The sequence below is a fragment of the Pseudomonas sp. R4-39-08 genome (assembly GCF_003852275.1).
Lineage (GTDB): Bacteria > Pseudomonadota > Gammaproteobacteria > Pseudomonadales > Pseudomonadaceae > Aquipseudomonas.
In genome coordinates this window covers 2,839,431-2,866,112 of sequence record NZ_CP027733.1, presented here as the reverse complement: position 1 = coordinate 2,866,112, position 26,682 = coordinate 2,839,431, and the positions used below count along the sequence as shown (strand labels likewise).

General features: G+C 60.4%; 27 protein-coding genes. 19 read left to right on the top strand and 8 right to left on the bottom strand.

Annotation, left to right across the window (positions count from 1 at the left end; translation table 11 throughout):
* Nucleotides 1-31 precede the first annotated feature (31 nt).
* The 3 genes from C4J88_RS13075 to C4J88_RS13065 all read right to left on the bottom strand — a co-directional run bounded on the left by C4J88_RS13075 (nucleotide 32) and on the right by C4J88_RS13065 (nucleotide 3,095).
* Nucleotides 32-1,123: a branched-chain amino acid ABC transporter substrate-binding protein gene (locus C4J88_RS13075; protein ID WP_256659133.1), complete on the bottom strand. Its 1,092-nt coding sequence runs from the start codon at nucleotides 1,121-1,123 to the stop codon at nucleotides 32-34.
* 191 nt (nucleotides 1,124-1,314) lie between these two features.
* Nucleotides 1,315-2,235, bottom strand: coding sequence for a branched-chain amino acid transaminase (locus C4J88_RS13070; RefSeq protein ID WP_124407152.1), 921 nt, complete (start codon nucleotides 2,233-2,235; stop codon nucleotides 1,315-1,317).
* A gap of 68 nt (nucleotides 2,236-2,303) precedes the next feature.
* Nucleotides 2,304-3,095, bottom strand: a complete 792-nt coding sequence (locus C4J88_RS13065) for an HpcH/HpaI aldolase/citrate lyase family protein (RefSeq protein ID WP_218567116.1) — start codon at nucleotides 3,093-3,095, stop codon at nucleotides 2,304-2,306.
* Between the two features lie 413 nt (nucleotides 3,096-3,508).
* Here C4J88_RS13065 and C4J88_RS13060 point away from each other — a divergent pair, with 413 nt between their 5' ends.
* The 16 genes from C4J88_RS13060 to C4J88_RS12985 all read left to right on the top strand — a co-directional run bounded on the left by C4J88_RS13060 (nucleotide 3,509) and on the right by C4J88_RS12985 (nucleotide 20,397).
* Nucleotides 3,509-4,564, top strand: a complete 1,056-nt coding sequence (locus tag C4J88_RS13060) for an AMP-binding protein (RefSeq protein ID WP_124407150.1) — start codon at nucleotides 3,509-3,511, stop codon at nucleotides 4,562-4,564.
* 10 nt (nucleotides 4,565-4,574) lie between these two features.
* Entirely contained in the window at nucleotides 4,575-5,351 is a 777-nt protein-coding gene (locus C4J88_RS13055; RefSeq protein ID WP_124366978.1) for an ABC transporter ATP-binding protein, read from the top strand.
* A 2-nt stretch (nucleotides 5,352-5,353) separates the two neighbouring features.
* Entirely contained in the window at nucleotides 5,354-6,235 is an 882-nt protein-coding gene (locus C4J88_RS13050; protein WP_124407149.1) for a branched-chain amino acid ABC transporter permease, read from the top strand.
* 22 nt (nucleotides 6,236-6,257) lie between these two features.
* Nucleotides 6,258-7,325, top strand: a complete 1,068-nt coding sequence (locus C4J88_RS13045; RefSeq protein ID WP_124407148.1) for a branched-chain amino acid ABC transporter permease — start codon at nucleotides 6,258-6,260, stop codon at nucleotides 7,323-7,325.
* Nucleotides 7,326-7,353: 28 nt separating this feature from the next.
* Nucleotides 7,354-8,685: an ABC transporter substrate-binding protein gene (locus C4J88_RS13040; protein ID WP_124407147.1), complete on the top strand. Its 1,332-nt coding sequence runs from the start codon at nucleotides 7,354-7,356 to the stop codon at nucleotides 8,683-8,685.
* A gap of 241 nt (nucleotides 8,686-8,926) precedes the next feature.
* Nucleotides 8,927-9,655 carry an AraC family transcriptional regulator gene (locus C4J88_RS13035; RefSeq protein WP_124366974.1) on the top strand — a complete coding sequence of 243 codons (729 nt, stop codon included), beginning with the start codon at nucleotides 8,927-8,929 and terminating at the stop codon, nucleotides 9,653-9,655.
* Between the two features lie 182 nt (nucleotides 9,656-9,837).
* Nucleotides 9,838-10,902, top strand: coding sequence for an SDR family oxidoreductase (locus tag C4J88_RS13030; RefSeq protein WP_124366973.1), 1,065 nt, complete (start codon nucleotides 9,838-9,840; stop codon nucleotides 10,900-10,902).
* Nucleotides 10,899-12,158, top strand: coding sequence for an aspartate aminotransferase family protein (locus C4J88_RS13025; RefSeq protein WP_124407146.1), 1,260 nt, complete (start codon nucleotides 10,899-10,901; stop codon nucleotides 12,156-12,158). The genes C4J88_RS13030 and C4J88_RS13025 overlap by 4 nt, the downstream gene beginning before the upstream one ends.
* A 15-nt stretch (nucleotides 12,159-12,173) precedes the next feature.
* Nucleotides 12,174-12,617, top strand: coding sequence for a type II toxin-antitoxin system RatA family toxin (locus tag C4J88_RS13020; protein WP_124366971.1), 444 nt, complete (start codon nucleotides 12,174-12,176; stop codon nucleotides 12,615-12,617).
* A gap of 3 nt (nucleotides 12,618-12,620) precedes the next feature.
* Nucleotides 12,621-13,763, top strand: a complete 1,143-nt coding sequence (locus C4J88_RS13015) for an acyl-CoA/acyl-ACP dehydrogenase (protein WP_124407145.1) — start codon at nucleotides 12,621-12,623, stop codon at nucleotides 13,761-13,763.
* Complete coding sequence (locus tag C4J88_RS13010) at nucleotides 13,760-14,587, top strand: SDR family oxidoreductase (protein ID WP_124407144.1); 828 nt, start codon at nucleotides 13,760-13,762, stop codon at nucleotides 14,585-14,587. The genes C4J88_RS13015 and C4J88_RS13010 overlap by 4 nt, the downstream gene beginning before the upstream one ends.
* 85 nt (nucleotides 14,588-14,672) lie before the next feature.
* Nucleotides 14,673-15,557, top strand: coding sequence for a fatty acid desaturase (locus C4J88_RS13005; RefSeq protein ID WP_256657907.1), 885 nt, complete (start codon nucleotides 14,673-14,675; stop codon nucleotides 15,555-15,557).
* A 47-nt stretch (nucleotides 15,558-15,604) separates the two neighbouring features.
* A complete protein-coding gene (locus tag C4J88_RS13000; RefSeq protein WP_124407142.1) occupies nucleotides 15,605-16,420 on the top strand; it encodes a DUF3050 domain-containing protein in 816 nt (271 codons plus the stop codon).
* A 29-nt stretch (nucleotides 16,421-16,449) separates the two neighbouring features.
* Nucleotides 16,450-17,517 carry an HlyD family secretion protein gene (locus tag C4J88_RS12995; RefSeq protein ID WP_124407141.1) on the top strand — a complete coding sequence of 356 codons (1,068 nt, stop codon included), beginning with the start codon at nucleotides 16,450-16,452 and terminating at the stop codon, nucleotides 17,515-17,517.
* Nucleotides 17,514-19,031 (top strand): DHA2 family efflux MFS transporter permease subunit, encoded by a 1,518-nt coding sequence (locus C4J88_RS12990; RefSeq protein ID WP_124407140.1) that lies wholly within the window; start codon nucleotides 17,514-17,516, stop codon nucleotides 19,029-19,031. The genes C4J88_RS12995 and C4J88_RS12990 overlap by 4 nt, the downstream gene beginning before the upstream one ends.
* Nucleotides 19,032-19,053: 22 nt before the next feature.
* Complete coding sequence (locus tag C4J88_RS12985) at nucleotides 19,054-20,397, top strand: TolC family outer membrane protein (RefSeq protein WP_124366965.1); 1,344 nt, start codon at nucleotides 19,054-19,056, stop codon at nucleotides 20,395-20,397.
* A 33-nt stretch (nucleotides 20,398-20,430) separates the two neighbouring features.
* On the opposite strand, the gene C4J88_RS12980 is transcribed toward C4J88_RS12985, so the two are convergent.
* Nucleotides 20,431-20,961, bottom strand: coding sequence for a DUF2867 domain-containing protein (locus C4J88_RS12980; RefSeq protein WP_124407139.1), 531 nt, complete (start codon nucleotides 20,959-20,961; stop codon nucleotides 20,431-20,433).
* Between the two features lie 41 nt (nucleotides 20,962-21,002).
* Nucleotides 21,003-21,623, bottom strand: coding sequence for a DJ-1/PfpI family protein (locus C4J88_RS12975; RefSeq protein WP_124407138.1), 621 nt, complete (start codon nucleotides 21,621-21,623; stop codon nucleotides 21,003-21,005).
* 124 nt (nucleotides 21,624-21,747) lie between these two features.
* Here C4J88_RS12975 and C4J88_RS12970 point away from each other — a divergent pair, with 124 nt between their 5' ends.
* The gene (locus C4J88_RS12970) at nucleotides 21,748-22,308 is read left to right on the top strand and encodes a TetR/AcrR family transcriptional regulator (protein WP_124370646.1); all 561 of its coding nucleotides are present in this window, start codon (nucleotides 21,748-21,750) and stop codon (nucleotides 22,306-22,308) included.
* On the opposite strand, the gene C4J88_RS12965 is transcribed toward C4J88_RS12970, so the two are convergent.
* The 3 genes from C4J88_RS12965 to C4J88_RS12955 all read right to left on the bottom strand — a co-directional run bounded on the left by C4J88_RS12965 (nucleotide 22,264) and on the right by C4J88_RS12955 (nucleotide 24,682).
* Nucleotides 22,264-23,589, bottom strand: a complete 1,326-nt coding sequence (locus C4J88_RS12965) for a type II toxin-antitoxin system HipA family toxin (protein WP_124407137.1) — start codon at nucleotides 23,587-23,589, stop codon at nucleotides 22,264-22,266. The two genes, C4J88_RS12970 and C4J88_RS12965, sit on opposite strands and share 45 nt — an antisense overlap.
* Entirely contained in the window at nucleotides 23,582-23,899 is a 318-nt protein-coding gene (locus tag C4J88_RS12960) for a helix-turn-helix domain-containing protein (protein WP_124366960.1), read from the bottom strand. The genes C4J88_RS12965 and C4J88_RS12960 overlap by 8 nt, the downstream gene beginning before the upstream one ends.
* Before the next feature lie 264 nt (nucleotides 23,900-24,163).
* Nucleotides 24,164-24,682, bottom strand: a complete 519-nt coding sequence (locus tag C4J88_RS12955) for an SgcJ/EcaC family oxidoreductase (protein ID WP_124407136.1) — start codon at nucleotides 24,680-24,682, stop codon at nucleotides 24,164-24,166.
* Nucleotides 24,683-24,887: 205 nt separating this feature from the next.
* Here C4J88_RS12955 and C4J88_RS12950 point away from each other — a divergent pair, with 205 nt between their 5' ends.
* Both C4J88_RS12950 and C4J88_RS12945 read left to right on the top strand, forming a co-directional pair.
* The gene (locus C4J88_RS12950; protein WP_372238016.1) at nucleotides 24,888-26,027 is read left to right on the top strand and encodes a sensor histidine kinase; all 1,140 of its coding nucleotides are present in this window, start codon (nucleotides 24,888-24,890) and stop codon (nucleotides 26,025-26,027) included.
* Nucleotides 26,024-26,677 (top strand): response regulator transcription factor, encoded by a 654-nt coding sequence (locus C4J88_RS12945; RefSeq protein ID WP_124407134.1) that lies wholly within the window; start codon nucleotides 26,024-26,026, stop codon nucleotides 26,675-26,677. The genes C4J88_RS12950 and C4J88_RS12945 overlap by 4 nt, the downstream gene beginning before the upstream one ends.
* Nucleotides 26,678-26,682: the final 5 nt, after the last annotated feature.

The following is a 26,682-nucleotide window of genomic DNA, read 5'->3' as shown; positions in this document are numbered from 1 at the left end:
CTGAACAGCAGTGAGGCGACGTGGGTATAGCCTATTCAGCTACTGTTTTCGTGGCATCTTTATGCCAAGTGTAAACAACGAACTTGAAGGCTTCGAGATCACCTTGAGCATCAAACGCAATATTACCAATCGGCGTAGTGAATCGATGGCTATGCATGTACTGGGCTACTGTTTTTGGATCCGAACTCTTCGTTGCACTGATAGAGTCGCCAATTACCTTGACAGCGGTGTATGCAGAAAGCTGAAACGGGCCGCCCGGGTCGCGCTTTTTATCGGTAAACGCTTTATTGAGCGCCGCATTTGCTGGATCGGCCGAGAAGTCAGCGGGCAATGTCACAAGCATCCCTTCTGAAGCGGCTCCCGCAATAGCGGTAACATCTTGATTGCCCACCCCTTCCGGCCCCATGAATACCGCTTTCAGGCCCTGCTCACGCGCTTGGCGAAGCAGAAGCCCCATCTCTGGGTGATAGCCGCCAAAATACACAAAGTCGACCCCCAGGACTTTGAGTTTGGTGATCACAGAAGAATAGTCAGAATCCCCAACATTAATGCCTTCAAACATCGCCACAGGCACGTTAGCTTTTTCAATGGTCTGCTTTACTGACGTCGCGATACCTTGGCCGTAGGATTGCTTATCATGCAAAATGGCGACGAGCTTTGGTTTGGCGTGTTCAATTATGTATTTACCAGCCGCAGGCCCTTGCTGATCATCTCGGCCGATCGTGCGAAAAATCAGCGTTCGATTTTTACCTTGAGTCAACTGAGGGGCTGTTGCCGAAGGGGCAATCATCAGCACGCCTTCATTCTCATAAATATCTGACGCAGGAATAGCAGATCCCGAACAGACGTGACCGATCACATACCGAATATTCTGGCTGACAATTTTGTTAGCAATGGCCACTGCCTGTTTAGGCTCACACGCGTCATCCATCATCACAGCTTCAAATGTTTGGCCGCTTGCACCACCTGCAGCATTCATTTGTTCAATAGCCGTCAAGGCACCTGCGGATACCATATCTCCGTATTGAGCCACAGGCCCACTCATAGGCCCAGCGATTGCAATTTTGATAGTTTCAGCATGGACTACCCCGACGGCTGAACACAACGCAGAGGCAATCATCATCGATACAACGCTAATTTTTTTCATGGAGACTCCAGGGCTGAATGACATAGATGGCTAGCAGTATCAATTAAGCAAAGAATATTATTATTGTTTTAGACAATGCTGACGGCTCGCACTTACCTGTGCACCTATACTCAGCCTCGGTAGCGCCTCCTATATTTTATGAATAAGAATCGATTTTCATTTGGTCATCACACATAGGTCAACCAATGAGCGTATCTTTCATTAGTGCCATGTACTGCGGAGAAGTAGATCTCTTGAAGCTGTTGGGTGATAGGGCCTCGCGAGCCTGCACCGATTGTCCGACCATCGAGCTCACGAATCGGTGTGACTTCAGCAGCAGTACCCGTGAAGAATGCCTCATCGCAGCAATACAACTCGTCGCGAGTAATTCGTTTTTCCCGAATTTCGAAACCCAAATCTCGAGCAATAATCATCACCGAATCACGCGTTATACCCTCCAGGCAAGACGCTAAATCGGGGGTGTAAATAACCCCGTCTCGAACCATGAAAACATTCTCGCCTGCACCCTCACTTACATAACCTTCAGTATCGAGCAACAACGCCTCATCAAACCCGAGCGAAGTGACCTCTCGGTTAGCCAGGATGGAGTTTATGTAATAGCCACAGGCTTTTGCACGGACCATAGAAACGTTGACATGATGGCGGGTGAAAGACGACGTTTTTACTCGAATACCTTTTTCCATGCCCTCCTCCCCCAAGTATGAGCCCATGGGCCAGGCGGCTGTAGCAACATGAATTGTGTTATTTTTTGCCGCGATGCTCAAAAAATCCGAGCCAATCCAAACCAAAGGGCGCAGATAGCAAGCGTCGTACTTGTTTGCTTGGACGACTTCTACGCACGCGTTACGAATGGTTTCTTCATCAAAAGGAATTTCCAGCTGAAAAATCTTTGCGGAATTAAAAAGACGGCGAATATGCTCTTTCAGTCGAAAAATTGCAGGTCCGCGTGGCGTTGTGTATGCGCGCATACCCTCGAACACGCCCATGCCATAATGCAGTGTATGGGTCAAAATATGAGTATTGGCCTCACGCCACTCCACCAACTCACCGTCTTTCCAGATTTTCCCATCACGGTCTGACATTGACATTTAAAATCTCCACTGACTCATTTAAATAACGAACGATTGATCTAAACTTCTCGACCATCACTGCTGTATTATTTTTTTAAGTTAAGTGCGTCCAAGGCGTCCGTCGCCCCCTTGGTCAGCCATCCAGTGTCAGAATGCAGCGCGATAAAGGTCACACCTTTCTCCCGGTACTGGCGGGCCTCTTCCACCGAAGTTGCAAAGATGCCGACTGCCTTGGACTGCTTGCGTGCCGCCGCCAAGACTTTCTCGACTGCAGCCTTTACATCAGCGTGTCCGGTCTGGCCCAGATAGCCCATACTCGCAGACAAGTCTGCTGTGCCGATGAACAGGCAATCCACGCCCTCGACTTCAGCTATAGCGTCAACGTTCTTTACCCCCTCCACCGACTCGATCAGAACAATGGCGCAAGCCTGGCTGTTTGCGGATTTGACGTAGTCGCTGTCCAACCCATAGCTCCCTGCTCTTACCATTCCTGCTACACCTCTGATGCCCGGTTGTTTGGACAATGGGAATAACATCGACGCCACTGCGGCCTTTGCATCGGCCGCCGTATTTATGTTGGGAAAAATAATCGTCTGCGCCCCGCAATCCATGGCGCGCTTGACCATAGAAGGATCATTGGCGGTGACGCGCACAGCACCTACCGCTCTTGCCCCGTTAAAGGCTGCAGCATCAATCGCTCTAAGTTGAGCAGCGATATCCTGTGTATCACTAGGGCCGTGTTCAGCATCGATGACCAACCAATCAAAACCGCAATGGGCAATCAGTTCGGCGACAGCAGGACTCGCGAGCGTCAACCAACAACCGACTGTCGATTTGGCGCTCTTTAAACTGTGCTTGATGGGATTTACAAAGCGCACGGTAGGTCTCCTGGCATCTTGATGCTGCTGTAATGGATGGTCCATGTTAGGCAGATGCCAGAGGTGTTTTTTGCGCATTTACATTAACAAAAGCGACCCCGAGTAGAACGTACACGCTGGTTTTCAGGCATATGAGCAATGCCCATGCTAAATCGGTTGAATTTCTAAAAGGTCTGACGAACTGAATCACCTTCCCGGTTTGAAACTGCACACACCGTCGCGTACCTCGTTTGCTTCTGCCCCTAACCATCGGCTGACAGCACTGTTCATGCACCAACAGTGCCTGGACAGCTTGTACTGAATCAACACACGCCAATTACCAGATACGTTACGTATCTAATTGAAATAAAAGCATTTATCCCTCTGGCATGGCGCATGCAATCACCTTTGCTCCTACCCCGAAGGATGTATCCATGCCCCAGACATTGCCCCAGGCGCTGTTGCGTCAAGCCCACATCCGCGGGTCGGCGATCGCTTTGCGCTACAAGCGCCTGGGCATCTGGCATGAGCGCAGCTGGAGCGAGGTGGCTCGCGAGGTCAGCCAGCTCGCCGCTGCCTTGCATCAGCGCAGCTTGGGGCGTGACGATGACCTGTTGATCATCAGCCAGGCGCGTCCCGAAGCGTTGTTGCTGGCGCTGGCGGCGCAATGGTTGGGCGCCAGCGTCACACTGCTCAACCCGGAGCGCGACAACCAGGCGTTGTTGAACGTGCTGCGGCCGCGCTTCGTGATCGTGCAAGACCTGGACACGTTGCAACAACTGCGTGAGCGCGACGTGGTGGTGTTCCTCGACGGGCGTGGCCTGAGCCAGTACCCGGACGCCGGCTTGATCGACTATGCCGACTTGCGTACCGATGCCCCGCCCCCCGCCCACACGCCGCAACCCGACGCCACGGCCTTCGTCTTTCATGCCGAGACCACCCTGCGCCTGACCCATGCGCAGTTGCTCGTGGGCGCCCGTGCGCTGGTCGACCGGGAACACCTCGGCGCCGACGACGAGGCCCTGGCCGCACGGGTGTTTGCCGCCAGCGGGCAAGCACGCTACCTGCTTGCGCCCTGGCTGCATGCCGGCTTTGGGCTGAACTTTCCGGAGGCCCTGGCCACCCGCGACACCGACCGTCGCGAACTGGGCCCGACCCTGGTGCTGGGCACCCGCGAATCCTATGCACGCCTGGAGCAGTGGGTGCGTGAACGCCTGCCGCTGCCGGGGACGTTCAGCCATCGCGTGTACCGCTGGGGCATGCAGCCGAGCCGATCCCCCCTACGCCGCTGGCTGGGGCACTGGCTGGTCCGTCGGCCACTGCTGGATGTACTGGGGATGAGCCGCCTGCGCGTGCCTTTGTTGGTCGGGCCAGCGTTGAATCCGGACAGTGCGGCGTTCTTCGGTGCCCTGGGCATCCGTCCCGGCCATTGGCAAGAACCCGCTTCCCGCCACGAACCCAGCGACCACTTGCTGCCTCAATCTGCCTGACGAGCCTTCCATGCGCACACCCACTGAAGCGGTATTACTGCGGCTCGATGACATCTCTCTGTCGTTCAAAGGCATCAAGGCCATCACTTCCATCAGCTTCGAGGTCAAGGCCGGCGACATCTGCGGCCTGATCGGCCCTAACGGCGCGGGTAAAAGCTCGTTGCTGAATGTAATCAATGGGGTCTACCACCCCCAAAGCGGCAGCATCCAGTACGCAGGCCAGACCCGCAAACGCATGCGTTCGCACCAGGCGGCCGAAGGCGGCATTGCGCGGACCTTCCAGAATATCGCGCTGTTCAAGGGCATGAGCGTGCTCGATAACGTGCTCACCGGGCGCAACCTCAAGCGCCGCAGCAGTTGGCTCGAGCAAATGCTGCGCCTGGGCCGGGCACCGCGTGAGGACGACGCGCACCGCCTGCAAGCGGAAAAGGTGATTGCCTTTCTGCAGATCCATCCCTGGCGCCATGTGCTGGTCGGCACCCTGCCCTATGGCCTGCAAAAACGTGTCGAACTGGCCCGCGCACTGGCCGCCGAACCCACCCTGCTGTTGCTGGATGAACCCATGGCCGGCATGAACGCCCAGGAGAAGGCGCAGATGAGCCAGTTCATCCGCGACATCAACCGCGAGTTCGGCACCACCGTGGTGTTGATCGAACACGACATCGGCGTGGTCATGGGCCTGTGCGACCACGTGGTAGTGCTCGACTACGGCCGCAAGATCGGCGACGGCACCCCGCAACAGGTGCGCGCCAACCCCGATGTGATTGCCGCCTACCTGGGTACCTGAGCATGGAATTTTTCTTCGAAGTGCTGATCGGCGGGCTGCTGGCGGGTGTGATGTATGCCTTGGTGGCGATTGGTTTTGTGCTGATCTACAAGGCCTCCGGCGTGTTCAATTTTGCCCAGGGCGCCATGGTGCTGTTTGCCGCGCTGACGTTTGTCAGCCTGTTGGAGCGCGGCTTCCCGTTCGCCTGGGCGTTCCTGATCACCCTGGCGAGCATGGTGGTGCTGGCGCTGCTGATTGAAAAAGTCGTGCTGCGCCCGCTGGTCAACCGGCCACCGATCATCCTGTTCATGGCCACCCTTGGGCTGTCCTACATGATCGAAGGGTTTGCGCAGTTCCTGTGGGGCGCACAGGTGCACGGACTGGACCTGGGCATCGCCGACGAACCGCTGGAAATCCGCGGCATGCTGCTCTCGCAATTTGACCTGTTTGCCGCCGGCACCGCAGCCGTGCTGGTGATCGTCCTGTCGCTGCTGTTCAACAAGACGCGGGTGGGCCTGTCGTTGCGCGCGGTGGCCGACGACCCGCTGGCGTCCATGGCCATCGGTATCCGCCTGCCCCGCATCTGGGCCCTGGTGTGGGCGGTGGCAGGGTGTGTCGGCCTGGTGGCCGGGTTGCTCTGGGGTGCGCGCCTGGGCGTGCAGTTCTCGCTTTCGCTGGTGGTGCTCAAGGCGCTGCCGGTGCTGATCATCGGCGGGTTCTCGTCCATCGGCGGGGCGATTGTCGGCGGCTTGATCATCGGCGCGGCAGAGAAAGTCGCCGAGATCTACCTCGGCCCGCTCATCGGCAGCGGCATTGAAAACTGGGTGCCGTACGTCCTGGCGTTGCTGTTCCTGCTGGTGCGGCCTGCCGGACTGTTCGGCGAGCGCGCCATCGATCGGGTTTGATTGTCCTTGGGGAACTACCTGCATGCTGTATCAAGAAGCTGGCCAAATCAGCACCTCCTATGCGGCCGAGCGCCGCACCTTTCGCCTGCGCCAGGACCGCGTCGCGCTGTGGCTGCTGCTGGGCGTGGCGTTTTTTGCGGTGCCTTGGCTGGGCAATGATCACTGGTTCAGCGCGATCCTGGTGCCGCTGCTGGTGCTATCGCTGGCCGGGCTGGGGCTCAACCTGCTGACGGGCTACGCCGGGCAACTCTCACTGGGCTCGGCGGCGTTCATGGCCGTGGGCGCGTTTGCCGCCTACAACCTGCATTTACGCCTGCCCGGCCTGCCGCTGCTGGTGAGCTTTGCCCTGGGTGGCGTGATCGCCGCCGGGGTGGCGGTGTTTTTCGGGTTGCCGAGCCTGCGCATCAAAGGGTTTTACCTGCTGGTGGCGACCCTCGCCGCGCAATTCGTGGTGGAGTGGGTACTCACCCGCTTCAGCTGGTTTACCAACGACAACGCGTCCGGCGTGATCACCTCCCCGACGCTGCTGATTGCCGGACTGGATTTCAGCTCCCCGCGCGGCCGCTACGTACTGACTCTGGCCGTGGTGGTGGCGCTGTTCTGGCTGGGTAAAAACCTGGTGCGCAGCGAACTGGGGCGTAACTGGATGGCCGTGCGCGACATGGACACCGCCGCTGCCGTGATCGGTATTGGGCTGTTGAAGGCCAAGCTGCTGGCGTTTGCAATCAGCGGCTTCTACCTGGGCGTCGCCGGGTCCCTGTGGGCGTTCGCCTACCTGGGCACGGTGGAACCCCACGGCTTTGACCTGAGCCGCTCGTTCCAGGTGCTGTTCATCATCATTATCGGCGGGCTGGGCAGCGTGCTCGGCAACCTCCTCGGCGCCGCGTTCATCGTGTTATTCCCGATCCTGCTGGGCAACCTCTTCGCCCTGTTGCCCGCCGGGCTGATGGATGCGGGCCAACTGGAGAACATCCAGAAGATGCTGTTTGGCGCGCTGATCATCGTTTTTCTGATCAAGGAACCGGAGGGGCTGGCCCGTCTGTGGCAGCGCTTTCGTCAACGGGCCAGGGTCTGGCCGCTGCGTTACTGAACTCAATAACCCCCCAGGAATGACCTCCATGACACACCGCTTATCGCTGCGCCGCCTGGCCCTGTGCCTGGCCCTGATCACCGCTGGGCTCACGGCCGGCGCCCAGGCCGCCAACGAACAGTACTTCCCCTTGCAGAGCTACCGGGTCGGCCCTTACGCCGCTGGCGGTACCGGTTTCTTCGGCGGTTTCATCGACTATCTGCAATACATCAATGCCAACGGCGGAGTGAACGGCGTCAAGCTGACCTGGAGCGAATGCGAGACCGAGTACGTGGTGGAAAAAGGCGTCGAATGCTATGAACGCCTCAAGGGCGGGCTCAACGGTGCGCCGGCCGCCGCCACCAACCCGCTGTCAGTGGGCATCGCCTACGCCACGCTGGAACGCTCCACGGCCGACAAGTTGCCGCTGATCACCATCAACCATGGCCGCACCGACTCCACCGACGGCAGCGTATTCCCTTACGTATTCCCGTTGCAGTTGAACCCGTATTCGGAAGTCTCGGCGATCATCAACTACATCGGCCAGCGCGAAGGCGGTGCCGACAAGCTCAAGGGCAAGAAAATCGCGGTGCTCTATCACGGTTCGCCCTACGGCAAGGAAACCAACGGCGTGCTCCAGACCCTGGCGAAAAACGCCGGCTTCGAACTGACCTTGCTGGAAGTGCCGCACCCCGGTAACGAGCAACAATCGCAATGGCTGAACATCCGTCGCCTCAAGCCCGACTGGGTGATCCTGCGCGGCTGGGGCGTGATGAACCCGGTGGCGCTCAAATCCGCGCAGAAAGTCGGCTACCCGGCCGATCACATCATCGGCAATATCTGGAGCAACTCCGAAGAAGACGTGGTACCGGCCGGTGCCGCCGCCAAGGGGTTTATCTCGATCACCACGCACCCGTCGGGCACTGACTTCCCGGTGCTGCAAGGCATCGCGCAAAGCGTGGTGAATGCCGGCAAGGGCAACCTGGCCGACCCCAAACGATTTGGCACCGTGTATTACAACCTGGGCGTGGTCAACGGCATTCTCAACGTCGAAGCCCTGCGCCTGGCCCAGGAAAAATATGGCCAGAAGCCCCTCACGGGCGAGCAAGTGCGCTGGGGCTTCGAACACCTGAACCTGGACGACGCGCGCCTGCAAGCGCTGGGCGCCAAGGGCCTGGTGCAACCGCTGAAACTGTCCTGCGCCGACCACGAAGGCGGCGGCGCCGTGCGCTTCCAGCAATGGGACGGCCAGCGCTGGAACCTGATCAGCGACTGGGTACAAGCCGACCGTGCGCTGCTGCGACCGATCATCGAAGCCTCCGCGGCCGGGTACGCGAAAGAGAAAGGCATCACCCCGCGTGATTGCAGCCAGGAGCAGTGAGGCATTTGCGTTCCGGGCTGTCAGTGAGTTGTTCATCTGCATCGATAGGCATCGACAACCCGTAACTACCGCAAAGGCAGGTGGCACAGCCATTTCAAAAGGACTGTGCCACCGAGCACCATTGCGTTCCCGCGCTACCCCGCAGGCATGCTTTGGAGGACGCCACTCACTTGAATCCAGACCTGCGAAGGCCTACCCTGCACGCGTGCAACACTCACCCAATGCGTCAGGAAGACCTTAAATGTGGGATGGCAGCGTTACCTTTGGCGACTCGTGGGCCGGCTACATTGGCCGTGCTGATCAAAACACCGCCCACTCCCATGTTGCCATTCAGCTGTGCATCGGTCTGGATCAACCCGTCACCCTGGAACTGCCCGGACAGTCGATCCGCGCAGCGGGTGTGATCATCGGCCCCAATGTCGAACACCGGGCCGTGGCCGACAGTCATCCAGTGGCGTTTGTGTATGTCAGCCCGGACTCGGCATTGGGCCGTGCGCTCAGTGCATTGCTGCAAGACAATGGCATCGCCCTGGCCAGTGACGAATTACTGGAGTGCTTTCGCCGCGCCACATCCCTCCTGCAATTTGTCGACGCCCTCTCGCGTTTGCTCGCGATTACCACGCCGATCGACCATAGGCTGTACAAAGCCCTGAATATTCTGCGCCTGGACCGCGACGGTCCCGGTTGCGTCAGTCGCGCTGCCCATGCGGTGGGGTTGTCCAGCCCACGCTTGCGCTGCGTCGCCACCCACCAGATGGGGGTGTCCCTTTCCCAGTGGATCATCTGGAACAAATTGGAACAGGCCTCCAAATCCCTGGCCGGCGGTTCGACGTTATCGGACGCCGCCGCCGAAGGTGGCTTCTCCGACCAGGCGCACCTGGCCCGCATCATGCGTCGCATGATCGGTATGACGCCGCGCACCGCCGCAGAGGTTTTGCGCAAGACAAGCGTTTCGTTCAAGACGCGCTGATATCAAAACGCCAATATCGATCGCATCTTATTCGCAAAAACGGTAAGCGCTGATCGTCTCCCTCCAGAACAATTCAGCGGCACCGACCGTGAATAAAAGTGTTCGCTCGGGGCACCCGTGCCTGCGATTCGGCGAATGGCCCCGTTAATTGTTTCGATGAGTCCGCAGGGAAGCGCAACTACATGTCAGCACAGCAAAAATTAACTGTCCTTCTCACGGGAGGCTCAGGCGTACTGGGTGAGTCACTGATCGACTGCCTGGCGGAAGACTTTGACCTGGTCTGCCTGGCGCGTAAAAGCCGCATCCGCGATCCCCGGGTGGAAGTGCTCACGGGCGATATCTGCAGCCCTCGCCTGGGGCTGGCCGCCGACGTTCATTCAGCGCTGCTTGAGCGTGTCGACTGGGTGATCCACGCCGCAGCGGTGACTCGCCTGGACGGCGATATCGATCAGATTTTTTCGGTGAACTATCTCGGCACCGAAAACGTAGTGGCCTTTGTGAAGCAAGCCAAGGTTCCGCTGTATCACATCAGCACCGCCTTCACCCATCCCTGCGACTATTACGAAGGCGTGCAAGCCGAGACCCCTTACGAAGTCGCCAAGCGCCAAGCCGAAACCCTGGTTCGCTCGGCCGGTATCGATGTGTCGATTTTTCGTCCATCCATCATCATTGGCGATGCGAAGACCGGGTTCATGCCTAACTTCCAGGGCTTCCATATGACCATGGGGCTGATGATGTCCGGCGTGCTGCCCATCGTGCCCTGCCCGTCTGCCGGCTATGTCGACCTGATCGCCCGTGATGTCGCGGCACAGGCCATTACCAATGCGCTGCGCCAGCGTTTGATCGGCGAAGACTATTTTCTTACGAGCGGTCCCCAGTCCCTTGATCTAGATGGTCTGCTGGACCTGATGTGCCAGTCCATGCAAGCCCAGGCGCAACCGTTCACACGGCCACGATGCCTGGCGCCGGACATTTACGAACGGTTGATCCGCCCGGTATTTCTTCCGGCGCTGACCGGCAATATCCAGGCCGCCCTGACCCGCGCCACGCAGCTGTGCCGCTATGCCTGCCTGCGCACGCCGCTGCCCACGTCCTTGCCGCAGTTACTCGGCGAAACGGCGTTCAGCCAGCGCGATGTCAGCCGTGAGTTACTGCTGTCGCTCAACCACCTGGCACCCAAGCTGGGAGCCTTGACGAGGATGCTCAAGCAGCCGGTGTTACCGTCCACACAAGCGAGCGCGGCATGAACCCGCTTGTCGTCGAACCCGCCATCGACGCCGCACAGGTCGACCAGTATTTACGCAAGCACGTCAACTCGGGCTACGCACGCCTCGCTTCGCTGATGAACCTGCCGATCGAGCAGTCCAGCCGTGGCGTCTACATCTATGACGACCAAGGCCGCCAGTACCTGGACGCCGGCGGATACGGCGTGTTTTTCCTGGGCCATGGCCATCCGGTGGTCGTGGAAGCGGTCGCCCGGCAACTGCAGAAAAATGCGCTGGCGAGCAAGCTGTTGCTCAATCCGCAGCAGGCTTTCGCCGCGCACGCACTGGCTGCACATTGCCCAGGCAATCTTGAGTATGTGTTCTTTTGCAACTCGGGCGCCGAGGCCACTGAAGCCGGTCTTAAACTCGCCCGCCTCAACGGCTGCCGCCGCACGTTGTCAACTCTCGGCGGCTTCCACGGCAAGACCCTCGGTGCCCTCGCCGTCACCGGCCGCGAAAGCTATCGCGAGCCGTTCAGTGGATTGCTCAGCGACAGCGACTTTGTGCCGTTTGGCGACAGCGTGGCACTGGAGCTGCAACTGCGGGCATCGTCGCAAAAGGCTTGCGTGATCCTCGAACCGATCCAGGCCGAAGCTGGGGTGGTCCTGCCGCCACCGGGCTACCTTCGACGCGTACGCGAGCTGTGTAATCAATATGGCGCCGTGCTGATTATCGATGAAATCCAGTCGGGCCTGGGCCGCACCGGCTACTGGTGGGGATGCGACCATGAGCAGGTGGTGCCCGACATCATGCTGGTAGGTAAAAGCCTGTCGGGCGGCTGCGTACCGGTGAGTGCCATGGTTGCCAGCGCTACGATCTATGCGCCTTTCAACCGCAACCCCACGGTCCATACCTCGACCTTTGGCGCCAATCCGCTGGCGATGGCGGCGGTACAGGCCACGCTGCAGGTGATGGTGCAAGAAGACCTGGTAGCGCGTGCTCGGCTGCTCGGCCAGGACCTGCATGCCCGCTTCAGCGCGCTGTTGCAACAACGGGGCTGGGCCGAGCGCGTCGAGCTGCGCAGCGCGGGTTTGCTGTTCGGCTTTGAATTTGCCGACGCGTCGATCGCAGCAAACATGGTCATGGCCCTTATCGAGCAACGAGTCATTGTGTGCCACTCGCTCAATGACCATCGGGTGCTGAGGCTCACGCCGTCGCCGTTGTTGAGCGCCGAGGATTGCAACTGGTTGCTCGAAGGCTTCGCGCAGGCGCTGGCCACCTCAATGCCATCCCTTTGAATGGAGTTTTTCCCCATGCAAGAAGTCAACGTGCAGGCCCATATTCCCCATGCCTGCGCTGATGAAGTATTTGCCGTGATCAGCGATTTCAGCAAGTACGTCGAGCTGTGTAAATCGGTGCGTAACATCACCGTCAACAAAGTCAGCGACCAGGTCTCGTTCACCTCCTGGGAGGTCAACTTCCACAGCGGCATCCTCAAGTGGCAGGAGCGCGACACGTTCAATGCCCAGACCCGGGAAATTCATTTCGAGCAAATGGCCGGCGATGTCGATCACTTCTCCGGCACCTGGCACGTTTTGCCGGACGGCAAAGACGCGATCATCACCTTTGAATCCCGCTTCGACCTGGGCCTTCCGATGCTCGCGGACATGCTCGACCCGGTGGCCACACAGGCCATTCGGGAAAACATCCACTCAATCATCACCGGCCTGTTTCCGGCGAGCTACTTGAAGGCGTGAACCATGTCACTGTCACTGCTGAACCGGTCGCGCGCCCTGCTTCAACGCTACGCCCCGGGTTTTGACGAGCGTCTGGCGGCGATCCCGGCCGGCCAGCGCGAAGCCCCCCAAAGCGACGTCATCGCCCTGTTCAAGCAACATGGCCCGGTGGGCTTGTTGGTCAACCGCGCAGCAGGCGGGCTGGGTGCGGACATCCTCGACGCAATGCATGTGCAGATCGCTATTGGCGCACGGTCACCCTCACTGGCGGTTGCCAGCACCATGCACCAGTTTTCCGTGGCGAGCCTGTTGGTGCTCACACAAAACGGCGGCGGCGCCGAAGGCCTGTTGCTGGCCGCCGTCGCACAAAACCGCCTGCTGCTGTCGTCGGGATTTGCCGAGGGCACATCGGGCGCCGGGATCCTCGATTCGGCCATGCAGGCGGTGCACACCCCGGAAGGGGTATTGCTCAGCGGCAGCAAAAAGCCCTGCTGCCTCGGGCAGTCGATGGACCTGCTCACTGCCAGCTATATCCGCCAAACCCCGGCGGGTGAAGAACTGATGGTCGCTTTGATTCCCGCCACTGCATCGGGCATCAGCCGCAGTGCCTTCTGGCAGAACAGCGCCCTGGCCGCTGCTGAAAGCATCGAAGTGCGCCTGAACGAAGTGCTGGTGCCTGAGCGAATGCTGTTTTCCGCCGGCTACACCCACCTGCTGGGTGACGTGCAGACCGTGGGGTTTATCTGGTTCGAACTGCTGATTTGCGCGTCTTATGTAGGCGCCTGCGCGGGTCTGGTCGAGTCAGTGACCGACGCTGCACGCTGGAACGCGCATCACCGCGTGGACCTGGCAGCCGACCTGCAATTGGCGATCAGTGCGCTGGAAGGCGCAGCCCTGGATATCGAGCGCAACCCGCAGGACTTGCCGAACGTGCTGGCCCGCCTGCTGCTGGTCCGCTACGGCATCGAGCAGCGGCTTGCCCAGCTTTCCGACCAGGCCCACGCCATGTTGGGCGGGATGGCGTTCATCACCAGCAACCAGAGTTCCAACGGCTTACTGGCCTGCCGCGGCCTGCAATTCCATCCCCCGGCAAAGATCTCGATGGCGACCAACCTCGACACCTACTTGACCGACTCAACTTTCAGCATGACCGGAGCGCACCCATGAACCTGCTCGGAAAAATCATCGTAATCACCGGCACTGCGCGCGGCTTGGGCTTGGCGACCGCCAGCAAGCTCAAGCAACAGGGCGCCACGGTGATTGGTCTCGACATCCTTACGCCGCAGGACGGCAGCTTGCTGGACGCGTTTTATCAAGTCGACCTGTGCGACCGTCACGCCCTGGCCGCCGCAATCAGCGCCATCAGCACCGATTTCGGTGACATCGACATTTTGGTCAATAACGCCGGCATCCTGACCCTGGAACGCGGCGAAACCGGCGTTACCGATGAAGTGACCCGCGCGGTCGATGTGAATTTGTTCGCGCCATGGCAATTGGTCTCGGGGTTCCTGCCGGGGTTGCTGCGCAAACGCGGCAAAGTGGTCAACGTGTCGTCACTGTTCGCGCTGGTGAACGCGCCCTACGTGGCCGCCTACGCTGCCAGCAAACGCGCACTGAGCGCTTATTCGGATGTATTGCGCATGCAGTATCGCGGCGAACTCGACGTGGTCACGGTGTACCCGGGGTTCATTGACACTGCGATCCACTTGCCGGCGCAGCGTGTGGGCCTGTCGGTCAAGCGCCTGGTGACGTTCAAGTGGGGTGACAAGACCCTGCTGTCGCTGGAAGAAAAACTGGAGGCAGCCGCTGCCGGCCTGGTGCGCGCCTGCCAGAAAAATGGCCTGCGCAACCGTGGGCTGACGTTCATGGGCACGCTGGCCATGTACACCGCGCGCTGCATGCCAAGCGTGGTTGATACCTTTATCGCCCTGCGCCTGCGCACGCTCACGCGTGGCGGCCACCTGGCGCTCAAGCCTGAACTGATCGAGTAAGCCGCCGCCAATGGCCAGTCACCTGCACCCCAAACCCCAGGTCCGCCTCGACCGTGCCTTGTTCAGGGCCCGATCAGGAGAATCGTTGCTGATCATTGTCTACGCCTTGAGTCTCTACCTGTTACCTCTCGCGCTGTTTGTGTGGGTGGTGAACACCTCCTCCGTTTTTTGGGTGCTGGTGTGCTCGCCGTTGGTGGTATTGGCCGGATATGGGTTGTTTCTGCAAGCGATCCTTGGGCATGAAGGTTTCCACTTCAACTTGAGTGCGAACCCCTTGCACAGTTGCTACTTGGGCATTGCCACCAGTTCGTTGCTGCCAGGGTTCTGCGTGACCGGTTATTTCGTGGACCATTGGCAACACCATCGTTACAGCAACAGCGAGAAGGACCCGGACTACCGGCTCTTTTCGCGTTACCACACGCTGGCAAGCCGCATCATGCTGTCGCGCCTGGTCGCCACCCTGCGCTATCTGCAGGCCACCTGGCGCCTGGCCTTCGGCCCACTGAACACGCCATCGCCACTGCCGCTGAGTGCGATTGAGGTGCAACGGCTGGCTCGCTGCAATATTGCCTGCCAGGCTGGATGGCTCAGCCTTTACGGGCTGGTTATCTGGCGCATCGACGGGCTGCTTCTGGGGTTTTCCTTGAGCCTGGCGGTGGCGTTCCTGATCTCGGCGGTCAATGCCTATCAGGAACATGCTTTCGAAGCGGGCCATCAACAGCCGCCAGCGCGCTCACGCACCTCGCGCGTCAACACCTGGCTGCACGCCGGCTCGAACTTTCACCTGGAGCATCATTTTTATCCCGCGGTACCCTGCTGGCGACTGCCCCAGGTACACCGCCACCTGTTGGACGCGGGGTGGTATGCAGGCCGGCAATACCTGCTTGAAAAGCGCTTCGTTCGGTCCTTCCGATACGCCTGCAGTCGCCACCCCTATCGTGGAAACACGCTGAACGACAAACACCCTTAATTTCCCCATGGATTTTCCGCCTGAACCCTCAGGCCGCAGGAGCACCTATGCCTTTTAACATCGATAGCCACATTGAAACCGAACGCGAACAGCTGTTCAGCCATCCGCTGTTTGCAAACATCCGCACCGTAGAAGACGTGCGCACCCTGATGGAGTTTCATGTGTTCGCCGTGTGGGACTTCATGACCTTGCTCAAGCGCATCCAGCGCGACCTTACCTGTGTGGAGTTGCCTTGGGTGCCGCCGGTACACATCACCGCCGCCCGTCTGATCAATGAAATCGTGGTCGGCGAAGAAACCGACGAACACCCCGATGGCGGTTTTATCAGCCACTTGGACCTGTACCTCACGGCCATGGATGAAATCGGTGCCGACAGCACGGTATTCCGCCGCTTCCTGGCAGCGATCAAGGCCCAGGTCCCCCTGGCAAAGGCGCTCAACGACCCGGCTATCCCAACGGCCGCCAAAGTGTTCATGTGCCAGACCCTCGACATTGCACAACACGGCACGACCGAAGCGGTGCTGGCGTACTTTTTCTTTGGTCGTGAAGACATCATCCCCGATATGTTCGGCCGACTGCTGTCGCAATGGTCGGTCAGTGAGCACGATGTACCGATGCTCACGTACTACTTGAAGCGCCACATCGAAATGGACGGCGACGACCATGGTCCGGCAGCCAAGCGCATCATCGCCGAGATCGTCACCACACCTGCGCAACACCTGCATATGGTCGAGAGTGCCAAGACCGCGATCAATTCACGGATCGAGCTGTGGAACAGCGTGCAGCAGTTCCTGCTGGACAAGGCCCATTCCACTGCGGATCGCCCTGTGCGTGAGGTCGAAACCGTTTCTGAGCCTGCTTGACACAGACGCGCAACTACAGGGAGTACCTCATGACCAAAGGCAAGCTGGTAAAACTGACGCTGTGCGGCGTCGTGGTGGGCGGGCTGCTGATGCTGGGCTGGCAGCGCTGGCAGTATTCCAGCACCTACGTGAGTACCGACAATGCAGAACTCGATGGGGTGATTATCCCGGTGCGGGCCAAGCTATCGGGCGTCGTGATCAGTGTGCCGGTGATGGACAACGTCACCGTACAAAGCGGTGACCTGTTGTTTCAAATCCGCGACAGTGAATATCACTACCAGCTGCAGCAGCGCGAAGCACAATGGCAAGCGTTGCTTGCCGCCGCCGGGCGCGCCGGAGCCCCGGGTGCGCTGGACAGCCAGGTCCTCGGTGCGGTTGCCCTGCGCGAAGCCGCGCAGGCGGCCCTGGCGCAGTCGAGCGCCAACCTTGAGCAAGCGCGTAACGACTACCAACGTGCCCGTCGCCTGGGCGCTCAAGGCGCGCTGAGCATTCAGGACCAGGAAGTGGCCAAGGCGCGTTTCGACGCCCTTCGTCATGCTCAGGAAGTGGCGCGCAGTAATACCCAGGCCGCCGATCAAAGCACCTTGGCCAACAAGGCTGAACTCAAGGTGCAGGACTACCGGATCGCCGCCGCGCAAGCCGAAGTGGAACAAGCCAGGATCAAGCTGAACGACGCCCGCCAGACCGCGCCGGTGCGCAGCATTGTTTCGAAAAAAGAGGTGGAGCCCGGCCAGTTCGTGGTTGCCGGCCAAAAGCTCATGAGCCTGATTGCACCCGACCCGCTGTGGATCACCGCCAACTTCAAGGAGACCCAGGTGGGCCGCGTACGCGTCGGCCAGAATGCCCGCGTCACCGTGGACGCATTCCCCGGGCACACCTTCGACGGCGTCGTCGAAAGCCTGGCACCGGCCACCGGGGCGAAGTTCTCCTTGCTGCCCCAGGAAAACGCCACGGGCAACTTCACCAAGGTGGTTCAGCGTGTGCAGGTACGCATCGCGCTTACCGGTGTGCCGGATAACTACAAGGCGCTGTTGAGCCCGGGCATGAGTGCCTTTGTTGAAGTCGCCACGCACCACAACGGCAGCCAGACGCTATGAGGTCGCCCTACCTGATTGCGTTCACCGTCACGCTGGTGTCGATGATGGAGTTGCTGGATGTCACCATCGTCAACGTGGCGATTCCCAGCCTGATGGGCACCTACGGTGCCTCGGTCGATGAAATCTCGTGGGTCTCCACCGGTTACGTCGTGGCCAACGTGGTCATTCTGCCGGTCAGTGGCTGGCTGTCGGCGTGGTTTGGGCGGCGTACCTATTACCTGGTATCGACCGCAGTGTTCGTGCTGGCATCCCTGGGCTGCGCACTGTCGGCCGAACTGTGGCAACTGGTCGCGTTCCGGGTATTGCAAGGCCTGGCAGGCGGCGGGTTGCTGGGGATTTCCCAGGCGATCATCTACGACGTGTTCCCCAAGGAAAAGGTCAGCAGCGGCATGGCGTTGTACGGCGTGGGCGTGATGATGGGGCCGACTCTTGGCCCGACCGTCGGCGGCTACCTGATCGACACGTTGTCGTGGCATTGGATCTTCCTGATCAACCTGCCGATCGGTGCCGTGGCCCTGCTGCTGTGCTGGATGTGTATCAATGACTCGCCCAACGAGCAAAAACCCACCAGCGTCGACTACAGCGGCTTCTGCTTGCTGGCCGTGGGGGTCGGTAGCCTGCAGATCCTGCTCGAGCGAGGCGAACACTGGGACTGGATGGCGTCCAACTGGACCGTCGCCTGCCTGTTGCTCAGCAGCTTCAGCCTGGTGGGCTTCTTCTGGTGGGAACGGCGGGTGACCAACCCGATCGTCAATGTCGCGCTGTTTCAGAACCGAGAATTCCTGATGGGCTGCATCTGTGCCTTTTGCGTGGGTTTCGGGCTGTACAGCACCCTGTTCATGGTGCCGCTGTTCCTGCAGACCTTATTGGCACAGAGCGCCTACCAGAGCGGGCTGGTGATTTTTCCAGGAGCGGTGGCCAGCGCCATCAGCACCCTGGTGATCGGCAAGCTGTCCCAGGAAAACAGGATCGACGAGCGCGTGTTCGTGACCTTGGGCATCGTGATGTACTGCTATGCCATGTTCCTGCACACCCAGTTCACCCTCGACAGTAACCCGGACACGCTTTACTGGCCCTTGGTGATCCGTGGCCTGGGCCTGGGCATGATCTTCGTACCGCTGACCAACCTGGCGATGCGCCGCCTGCCGCTGACATTGATCTCCGGCGCCTCGGGGGTCCTGAACCTGATGCGCCAGCTGGGCGGCAGTGTCGGCATCGCCATCGCCGCCACGCTGCTCACGCGATTCTCGTGGGAGCGCTATCGCCTGCTCTCCGAACACGTCACCGAATCCAGTCTCGTCGCGAGCGGCTGGGGAGGCGTGGAGACCGACCCGCTGTTTCTCTCCCTGGGCCTGGCCAGCCACCAGCAAGCCATAGCCCTGATGCCTTACCTGCAAGCGCGCGAGCAGGGGCAAATGCTGGCGTTCAGCATGTTGTTCGGCACCTTGGGCGCCGTGATGGCCATCGGTATTCCAATGGTGCTGATGATGCGTAGAAGCACCGTCAGTCGATAAATTTTTCAGTGGAGCACATCCCTTGCGTATTCCAGGCCTGCGTCTCGAAACCACCACACTGCTCACGCCCCTGTGCTTGCTGGCCCTGGCCTGCGCGCCCGCACAGGTGTCGGCAGATGACCTGTATCACCTGTACCAAAAGGCGCTGACCCATGACATGCAGTTCGCCGCTGCACAGGCCCAGCAACTGGCCACGGCGGAAAAGGAACCGCAAAGCCGCGCCGACCTGCTGCCGGACTTGTCTGTCACCGGCGGCGCGGCCTGGGTCGATGCCGAGGATTCATCCGACTACCACCGCAATCGCAATAACACCAACGCCTACGCTGTGGTCCTCACACAACCACTGCTGCGCTGGCAGAACGTGATCGCCCACGATCAGAGCAAGCTATTGATCAGCGCCAGTGAAGTCCACACCGAACAGGCGCGCCAGGACCTGATGCTGCGCGTTGCTCGCGCTTATTTCGATGTACTGCTCAACCAGGAACTGTTGAATACACGCACGCAACAACTGCAAACGCTGCGCGAGCGTCTGGATCGCAGCCGACGACTGCTGGCCGATGGCGCCACCACCGCCAACACGCTCGCACAGGTGCAGGCCAAGTACGACCAGGCATTTGCCGAACAGATTGGCGCGCGTGGAGCATTGGACATTGCCAACGAAACGCTCACCCAATTGACCGCCACACAGGCGCGCCCTTGGTCAAGCAAAGAGCCGCAGTTCAGTGCCCCGATGCCCGCCGCCATTGGTGATTGGGCCAGCACCGCGCAACAAGGCAACCTGGCCGTGCAATCGGCACAGATTGCCCAGCGCCTGGCTGAAATGGACATCGACAAGGAACGGGCCGGCCACTTGCCGACCCTTGACCTGATCGCCGCCCATGGCCGCTTCGCTTCGGTCGGCGGTGATGTGTACGACGTCACGTTGCCGCAGAATCGCTATAACCAGACCGTGGTAGGGGTCAAGCTGAGCGTTCCACTTTACAGCGGCGGCCGTACCAGCAGCCGCGTGCGCGAAGCTCACGCACTGCAAAGCAAGGCCGCGGATGAAGTGGAAGAGGCGCGCCGTAACGCCGGGCTGATGGCACGTCAGGCCTACCTGCAAGTCACTAACGGCATAAGCCAATACCAGGCACTCAAGCAGGTGCTGAACTCCAGCCAGATCAACCTCGCCACCGTGACCCACGGCTTCGAAGCCGGTTCGCGCATCAACACCGATGTGCTGGATGCCCAACAGGTGGTCACCGATACCCAGCAACGTCTGGTCCAACAGCGCTATGCCATTCTGATGGCCCAGTTGCACCTGTTGGCCTCCACCGGCAACCTGAGCGACGTGCGCCTGCATGATGTCAGCCGTTCGCTGAACTGAAGTGCTGATGAATGGAGCGCTGCGCCCTGCGCTTCAGGGGCAGCTAGCCAGCGGCCAACCGACGCGCGCCGCCCGAACGAGACTGGCCTTGACAACCCAGCGGTGAAACGGCGCGATAACCAGGATGTAGGCCCGGCCCAGGCGGTTGTGGCAGTGGACAACGGTTGAAAAAACCAGTTGGCGACTGCCGTCTGGCTCGGCCTCATCCGCACACATGACCGATATGCGAAAGTCCAGGTGCTTGTCGTCTTCGCCCAACACGATTTCGCTGCGGTGGGTGCTGTAGACCTTGAAGACGCCCACCCGATCAGCCAGCGATGCCAGGTACCTGGCGGTCTTGAGACCAAAACAGGCAACGATCGTGTCGCGCACCGTCATGAGCCAGCCGACCCACGCTGGCTGGTGGGACAGGATGAATCGCGCCAGCACATCCGCGTCACCGGACGTGCCCGCCGGGAGCCGAATCGCAAAAGCGTCCGCCAGGTGCATCGATTGATAAAGGTGGGTGATGCCGGACCCTGAGGGGACAGGCACGGCCGTAACGAGCGCGAATTCTCGGGGCATCGGGGGGATCTCTTCTGAGTGCCAAGGGGCATGAGCATGGATCAAAGGGATGTCGTCAAGGTGCCCACTTCTGCTTGCCGAATACTGAGCCCGATCAAGGCATCATAGAGCGCTTGCTGGCCGGTTGGCAGTACCGGGAGCAAAGTCGCACGGCGCTTGTCCACATCGAACCAGGACTCCACCAGCCATCCCACCAGATAGAGCGCCGAAAGGCATCCGCCAGCGGTTGCAACGTTTCCCTGGCAGACAAGAGGTCGGTCCATGCACTCAACTCCAAGAGCCTGCAGCTGTGATCGTGCATCCGGGTGCGTCGTGGCCTGGCCGCTGAGCAGCCCAAGCCTTTCGAGAATGAAAGCGCCGGCACAGATGGCGCCGATGCGCTGGCGTTTGGGGTCTAGTTCAAACACCGGCAGGAAATCCGGGGCGGCAAGTGCAGCGGGTATGCCTTCCTTACCGCTGACGAACAATACCGCGTCGGCACTGTTGGCCTCGCGAAGCGGACCGTGCACCGAAACAGGCAGGCCGTGCGCCGATCGCACCGTGGGACTGGCACCCACTATTCGCACGTGCCAGTCCTGCGTATTGCGGCCTAGAATGTCCCACATCAGGAACAGGTCGATATCGGTGAAGTGGTCGAAAGCAACCAGAACGATTTTCTTCAAGGCGAACTCCATGAACAGGCAGGCCTGCAAAACGCAGCGGCCATCTATGCGGGTGTTCGTAGCCTATCCATCGTTTGCGCACCATACACAGCCTGTATGGCGCTAAATAGGGAGTGAGTAACGGGTGAGCACACTAACGCGGCACCATTGGATAGCGGCGGGTTTTGAGGCGCTCGACCAAGCGGGGCATTCTGGCGTGTCGGCCGAGAGTCTGTCGCGCCGCTTGAATGTGACCCGTGGATCCTTCTATCACCATTTCCGCAATCGCGAAGACTTTGTCCGCACCTTGCTGGCCGCCTGGGAGGAAGACTACACGGAGCGCATGCTCGCTTATGCCGCGCAAGGTCGTAGCGCCGGCGAAACCTTGAAACGCTACTTGAGTATTGCCGCTGAGAAACAACCCGGGCGGGAAATTTCCATCCGCGCCTGGTCGCTGCACGATCCGTTGGTGGGCGAGTTCCAGCAGCGTGTGGACGCAAGACGCCTGGACTTCGCCATACGCACCTGCCGCAGCGTGGTACACAGGCCCGGCGAAGCCGAAGTGATGGGCCAGATGGCCCATCTGTGCCTGATTGGCGGCCAACAGGCAGGGCTACGCCGTGATGCCGCGCGCTTCAACCGTTTCCTGCACGGAGCCGTTTCACTTTTTGAAGGGGCTCTTTCGCCGTGGCGGCTTCGATCCTGAGCTGAGGGTTGTCTTTTGATCGAGTTGTAGCAGAGCCACGTTCTGATCGATGCGGCCTTGGATCATGCGCAAGGTGTCTCGGTTAATCGCCTGTGGGTACAGCTCTTCGGCGATGCTTGCAAACCGGCTCGCTACCTCACAAATGCCGTCAATCACTCGACCTGCAACCTCCGGGGGCAGCTCGGCTTCCTCGGCAAGCCTGAGCATGTGTGCGCGAGAAATCGACACGGCTTCTCCCATCACGTCCATCTGGTGGTAACCGCCTGGCCCCTCGCAGAAGGTCACGTCATAAGCCGGGGACAGTCTCCATTGACCGCCTTTGGACATGACATAGGCAAAATTCTTGGGATGATCGTCTCTGTTGTTGAACGCAACATTGAAGACGGCACGCTCGAAGGCCACCGCCATTTCTCGCACATCATTGGTACACATCTGCGTTGCCCGCAAGAAGTTGACATAGTCCAACACCCCAGGAGACCGGTAATTGGCCCCCGTAAAGGCCGCAAGGCTTTGCATGGGGATGCGCACGCCGTCCCGGCGGTCAAATCGCTTGCTGGCAAACGCTGCCAACCCACCGGGCAGACTGAAGTACTGCGTGTCAGCGGTCTCGATACCGCACAGGCGCAGGCATTGGGCATACACCATTTCGATGGCGCACACCTCGGCCTGTTCTTCTTTGGCCGGGAACTTGATCAACCATGCTTCAAAACCCGGCGTGACGGCGGTGGTGAATCTTCCCGTTTCCGGATCGCGATAGACGAGGGCCTTGGGCCTGGTGCCTTGAGGCGAGCCGCCCACCAGCAGCAACGTCTGCAGGAACTCGCCCCCATCGCCATGGAGCACTTGGTGCACTTCGGTGGCAAGCTGCTCCAGCGAAATGTGGGCAGTGGATTCCAGCCCTTCGGGTACCACGGGCTCGAATGTCATGGCGCCCATCGCGCTGCTGCCGACGTAGGCCAGCCGTTCCAGTGGGCCGATGCGCGCGGTGGTGAGCCCGCGGCGCCGGAACAGTCGGTCCATCAACAACATGCCCCACCCATCCGGCAACGCGTCGTAAACAGGCCCTGGCAAGTACAGCTGGTGGTCTGGAAAGTCGCGGCGCAGTTGAGCCCCCTCCAACGGCAGCGTATAGGAGGACAGTTCCAAGCCCCTTTGCCTGGCTTGATGGCTGTACTCGAACAGGATCAATGGGCGACCGGTCAAGGCGGTCGTGGACACCAGCGTGCCCCATTGCCACCGCTCGCCCCAGCCCTCGTAGAAGACGTTCACCTGCTCAAGCATTGCCGGGCTTCCTCTTGGTACGCAGACGATTGGCGCTGTTTTCGTAGCGTCGAATATCCTCGATGCTGTCCAGCTTAGGCAGGAACAGGCCTTCGAGTTCCTTGGTCCGGCCAAGGGCCATCGCCACCCGGACCAGGTTCTCGAACCCGACATTGCGCCCGGCTTCAAGGTTGGAAACGGTGTTGGTGCCGATGCCGGCACGTCCGGCCAGGTCGGCTTGTGTCATGTCCAGCGCCAGACGCTCTGTGCGCAAGCGATCGCAGAGGCGCTTGACGACCTCGCTCGGCTTGCTGAAGCTTAAATCCAACATAGTGTGTACCCAGCCCATGCTCTGCCAGTTAACCCCCATAACTATAGAATTAACCACAGTGACTAACAAGCTTGTTAAATCCAGTATTTTGGGTGTTAACGTCTGAAGCTATACGATTACCCACGACTTATTGGATTTATAGAGCACAGAATGGGCGCAAGAAAAACGCCATTCGTGCATTACAGCCGCGTAACGTCAGCCCTTCAACGGCGCTGGACGCAAAAAGCCCACACCTGCACAGGCATGGGCATTTTGCTCAAGCGGTTACTTCCCGGCGTGTTTAACCTGCACTTCCGGCATCGCCGAAGAGTGATGGTTGAGAATTTTCCACTGCCCGCCCACCTGCTCATAGACAAAGGTATAGCGTGCCTGCACCTGGCGCACCTTGCCGTCCGATTCGGTCAGGGTGAAGGTGTACACACCGCTGTCCATGGCGACGTTGCTGCCCAGTTGGCGGATCTCGCGGTAGTTGATCTGGCCCACTGGCTTGAGCGCCAGGAAGTGGTCAAAGTAGTCGGTGATCTGCTCCGGCGTGGTGCGCACCTGGTTCGACACGGTCGGCTGCAACACGGCGCCCGGTGCGTAGAGGTCCACTACCGATTTAACGTTGCCGGTCTGCAAGGCGCTGTTCCAGCGGTCGAACAGCCCGGCAATCTCGCGGTCTTTCACATTGGCTGGCGCCTGGGCCACCTCACGGTAGACATAGGGGGCTGTCTCGGCAGCGTGAACAATCGGTGCGCTCAGGGCAAACATCAGGGCAAGCGGCGCGATCTTGAATTTCATGGTGTTACTCCAGTGGTCGTCGTTGAGCCCACTTTGCCCTCCTCCCCCGCGTCCGCCATCGGCCAACCGGAGGTGTTTATCTATGCCATTTGGCAGATAGCGCCCAAGGTGTTCAACGATGTTTAATACATCCCCCTCGCGCCCGCAGTCCACTGGAGCATTATCCGTGCATGACAACCCCCATGACCCCGGCAGCGCCTTGGCCATGCGCGCGCATTTCCGCCAGTCGGAAAGTCGTACGGCGCGCCTGCGCCTGTTGGTGGATACCGGGCAGCAACTGCGCGAACTGGCCCCCGACGCCATGCGCGAACGCGTACTCGCGCGGGCCTGTGGGTTTCTGGCGATGGACCACGGGCTGCTGCAGGAGTGGGACGCCGACGGCATCGCACACACCAGCGCCTGCCATGGCAACCCAGCACGATTGAGCAGCCTCGCCCACCTCGCCGACCGCAGCCTGCGCACGCCGTGTTGGCAGGATCGGCCATCGGAGGACTTACCCAGCGTCCTGCAAGTGCCGTTGCGCGCCGGCGACGGCCCTGCCATTGGCGTGCTGGTGCTGGGCAATAGCGTCAGCCTGCGCACGCCGGAGCATGAGGACAGCGAATCGCTGCAACTGCTCGCCACCTTGCTGGCTGCCCACCTTGAAAACGATCGCCTGCTGAGCACCCTCAAGACGCGCGACAAAACCCTGTCCGACCTGGTCAACCGCTTGCTCCGCGCCCAGGAGGATGAACGCAAGCGTGTGGCCTACGACCTGCACGATGGCCTGGCGCAAACCCTCGCTGGTCTGCACCAACGGCTGCAAGGCTTCGCCGGGCGTTGCCCGCCGCTGCCGGATGCATTGGCCGCCGACCTGCAGGCGATACTGACCCTGGCCCAACACTCTGTCGGCGAGGGCCGGCAACTGATCGCGGGCCTGCGTCCGACGGTGCTGGATGATTTCGGTCTGTTCAAAGCGCTGGACAAAGAAGCCGACCGCCTGCGTGACGCCGGCATCAACGTGCTCTGGCAGGCACACTGTGACACTCGCCTACCCAGCCAGGTGGAAATCGCCCTCTTCCGGATCGGCCAGGAAGCCATCAACAATGTGCTCAAGCATGCGCGCGCAAGCCAAGTGCAATTGACCCTGGCGCTGCGTGACGGTCACGCGTCGCTGCGGGTTGATGACAATGGCAAGGGCTTCACGTCGGAGCCGTCACTCGATGACGCCCAGCACCTGGGCCTCGCCACCATGCAGGAGCGCGCCAGCCTGCTGGGCGGCAGCTTTACCTGCGCCAGCGCCGTCGACGGCGGTACCCAACTGCACGCTCGCGTGCCAGCCCACTGGATCGGAGTCCCTCAATGACCCACGTCTTGCGCCTGGTGCTGGCGGACGATCATGAAGTCACGCGCACCGGCTTCGTCTCCCTGCTGGCCGGCCACCCGCAGTTCGAGGTGGTTGGTCAAGCCAGCGATGGCCTGCAAGCGGTGGAACTGTGCGAGCGACTGCTGCCGGACATCGTCATCCTCGACATCCGCATGCCCGGCCTCAACGGCTTGGGCGCCGCCCGCTTGCTGCAACAACGCCTGCCGGAGGTGAAGGTGGTGATGTTCACCATGGACGACAGCCCCGAGTACCTCGAGGCGGCCATGCAAGCCGGTGCAGTGGGCTACCTGCTCAAAGATGCCAGCCGCACCGAGGTGATCCAGGCGTTGCAACAGGTGGCCGCCGGCGGCGAAGCGCTTAACACGGCGGTCAGCGCCCGGCTGTTGCGCCGTATGACCGAACGCCAGGCCAGCGGTGCCGCCCCCGGCGAGCCACTGACCCCACGGGAACGCCAGGTGCTCGGCCTGGTCGCCAACGGCATGAGCAACCGGGCCATCGGCGAACAGTTGGGCATCACCACCGGCACGGCCAAGGCCCATGTCGAGCGGGTGATCGGCAAACTCGGCGCGGCCGACCGCACCCAGGCCGCCGTGCGGGGCATCGCCCTGGGCCTGGTGACGCCACCATGAAGCGC

What these genes read in the sequence shown, in the direction of transcription:
- C4J88_RS13075 (WP_256659133.1), bottom strand. Translation starts at nt 1,123, where the DNA reads ATGATGATTGCCTCTGCGTTGTGTTCAGCCGTCGGGGTAGTCCATGCT.
- C4J88_RS13070 (WP_124407152.1), bottom strand. Translation starts at nt 2,235, where the DNA reads ATGTCAATGTCAGACCGTGATGGGAAAATCTGGAAAGACGGTGAGTTG.
- C4J88_RS13060 (WP_124407150.1), top strand. Translation starts at nt 3,509, where the DNA reads ATGCCCCAGACATTGCCCCAGGCGCTGTTGCGTCAAGCCCACATCCGC.
- C4J88_RS13055 (WP_124366978.1), top strand. Translation starts at nt 4,575, where the DNA reads ATGCGCACACCCACTGAAGCGGTATTACTGCGGCTCGATGACATCTCT.
- C4J88_RS13050 (WP_124407149.1), top strand. Translation starts at nt 5,354, where the DNA reads ATGGAATTTTTCTTCGAAGTGCTGATCGGCGGGCTGCTGGCGGGTGTG.
- C4J88_RS13045 (WP_124407148.1), top strand. Translation starts at nt 6,258, where the DNA reads ATGCTGTATCAAGAAGCTGGCCAAATCAGCACCTCCTATGCGGCCGAG.
- C4J88_RS13040 (WP_124407147.1), top strand. Translation starts at nt 7,354, where the DNA reads ATGACACACCGCTTATCGCTGCGCCGCCTGGCCCTGTGCCTGGCCCTG.
- C4J88_RS13035 (WP_124366974.1), top strand. Translation starts at nt 8,927, where the DNA reads ATGTGGGATGGCAGCGTTACCTTTGGCGACTCGTGGGCCGGCTACATT.
- C4J88_RS13030 (WP_124366973.1), top strand. Translation starts at nt 9,838, where the DNA reads ATGTCAGCACAGCAAAAATTAACTGTCCTTCTCACGGGAGGCTCAGGC.
- C4J88_RS13025 (WP_124407146.1), top strand. Translation starts at nt 10,899, where the DNA reads ATGAACCCGCTTGTCGTCGAACCCGCCATCGACGCCGCACAGGTCGAC.
- C4J88_RS13020 (WP_124366971.1), top strand. Translation starts at nt 12,174, where the DNA reads ATGCAAGAAGTCAACGTGCAGGCCCATATTCCCCATGCCTGCGCTGAT.
- C4J88_RS13015 (WP_124407145.1), top strand. Translation starts at nt 12,621, where the DNA reads ATGTCACTGTCACTGCTGAACCGGTCGCGCGCCCTGCTTCAACGCTAC.
- C4J88_RS13010 (WP_124407144.1), top strand. Translation starts at nt 13,760, where the DNA reads ATGAACCTGCTCGGAAAAATCATCGTAATCACCGGCACTGCGCGCGGC.
- C4J88_RS13000 (WP_124407142.1), top strand. Translation starts at nt 15,605, where the DNA reads ATGCCTTTTAACATCGATAGCCACATTGAAACCGAACGCGAACAGCTG.
- C4J88_RS12995 (WP_124407141.1), top strand. Translation starts at nt 16,450, where the DNA reads ATGACCAAAGGCAAGCTGGTAAAACTGACGCTGTGCGGCGTCGTGGTG.
- C4J88_RS12990 (WP_124407140.1), top strand. Translation starts at nt 17,514, where the DNA reads ATGAGGTCGCCCTACCTGATTGCGTTCACCGTCACGCTGGTGTCGATG.
- C4J88_RS12980 (WP_124407139.1), bottom strand. Translation starts at nt 20,961, where the DNA reads ATGCCCCGAGAATTCGCGCTCGTTACGGCCGTGCCTGTCCCCTCAGGG.
- C4J88_RS12965 (WP_124407137.1), bottom strand. Translation starts at nt 23,589, where the DNA reads ATGCTTGAGCAGGTGAACGTCTTCTACGAGGGCTGGGGCGAGCGGTGG.
- C4J88_RS12960 (WP_124366960.1), bottom strand. Translation starts at nt 23,899, where the DNA reads ATGTTGGATTTAAGCTTCAGCAAGCCGAGCGAGGTCGTCAAGCGCCTC.
- C4J88_RS12955 (WP_124407136.1), bottom strand. Translation starts at nt 24,682, where the DNA reads ATGAAATTCAAGATCGCGCCGCTTGCCCTGATGTTTGCCCTGAGCGCA.
- C4J88_RS12950 (WP_372238016.1), top strand. Translation starts at nt 24,888, where the DNA reads ATGCGCGCGCATTTCCGCCAGTCGGAAAGTCGTACGGCGCGCCTGCGC.
- C4J88_RS12945 (WP_124407134.1), top strand. Translation starts at nt 26,024, where the DNA reads ATGACCCACGTCTTGCGCCTGGTGCTGGCGGACGATCATGAAGTCACG.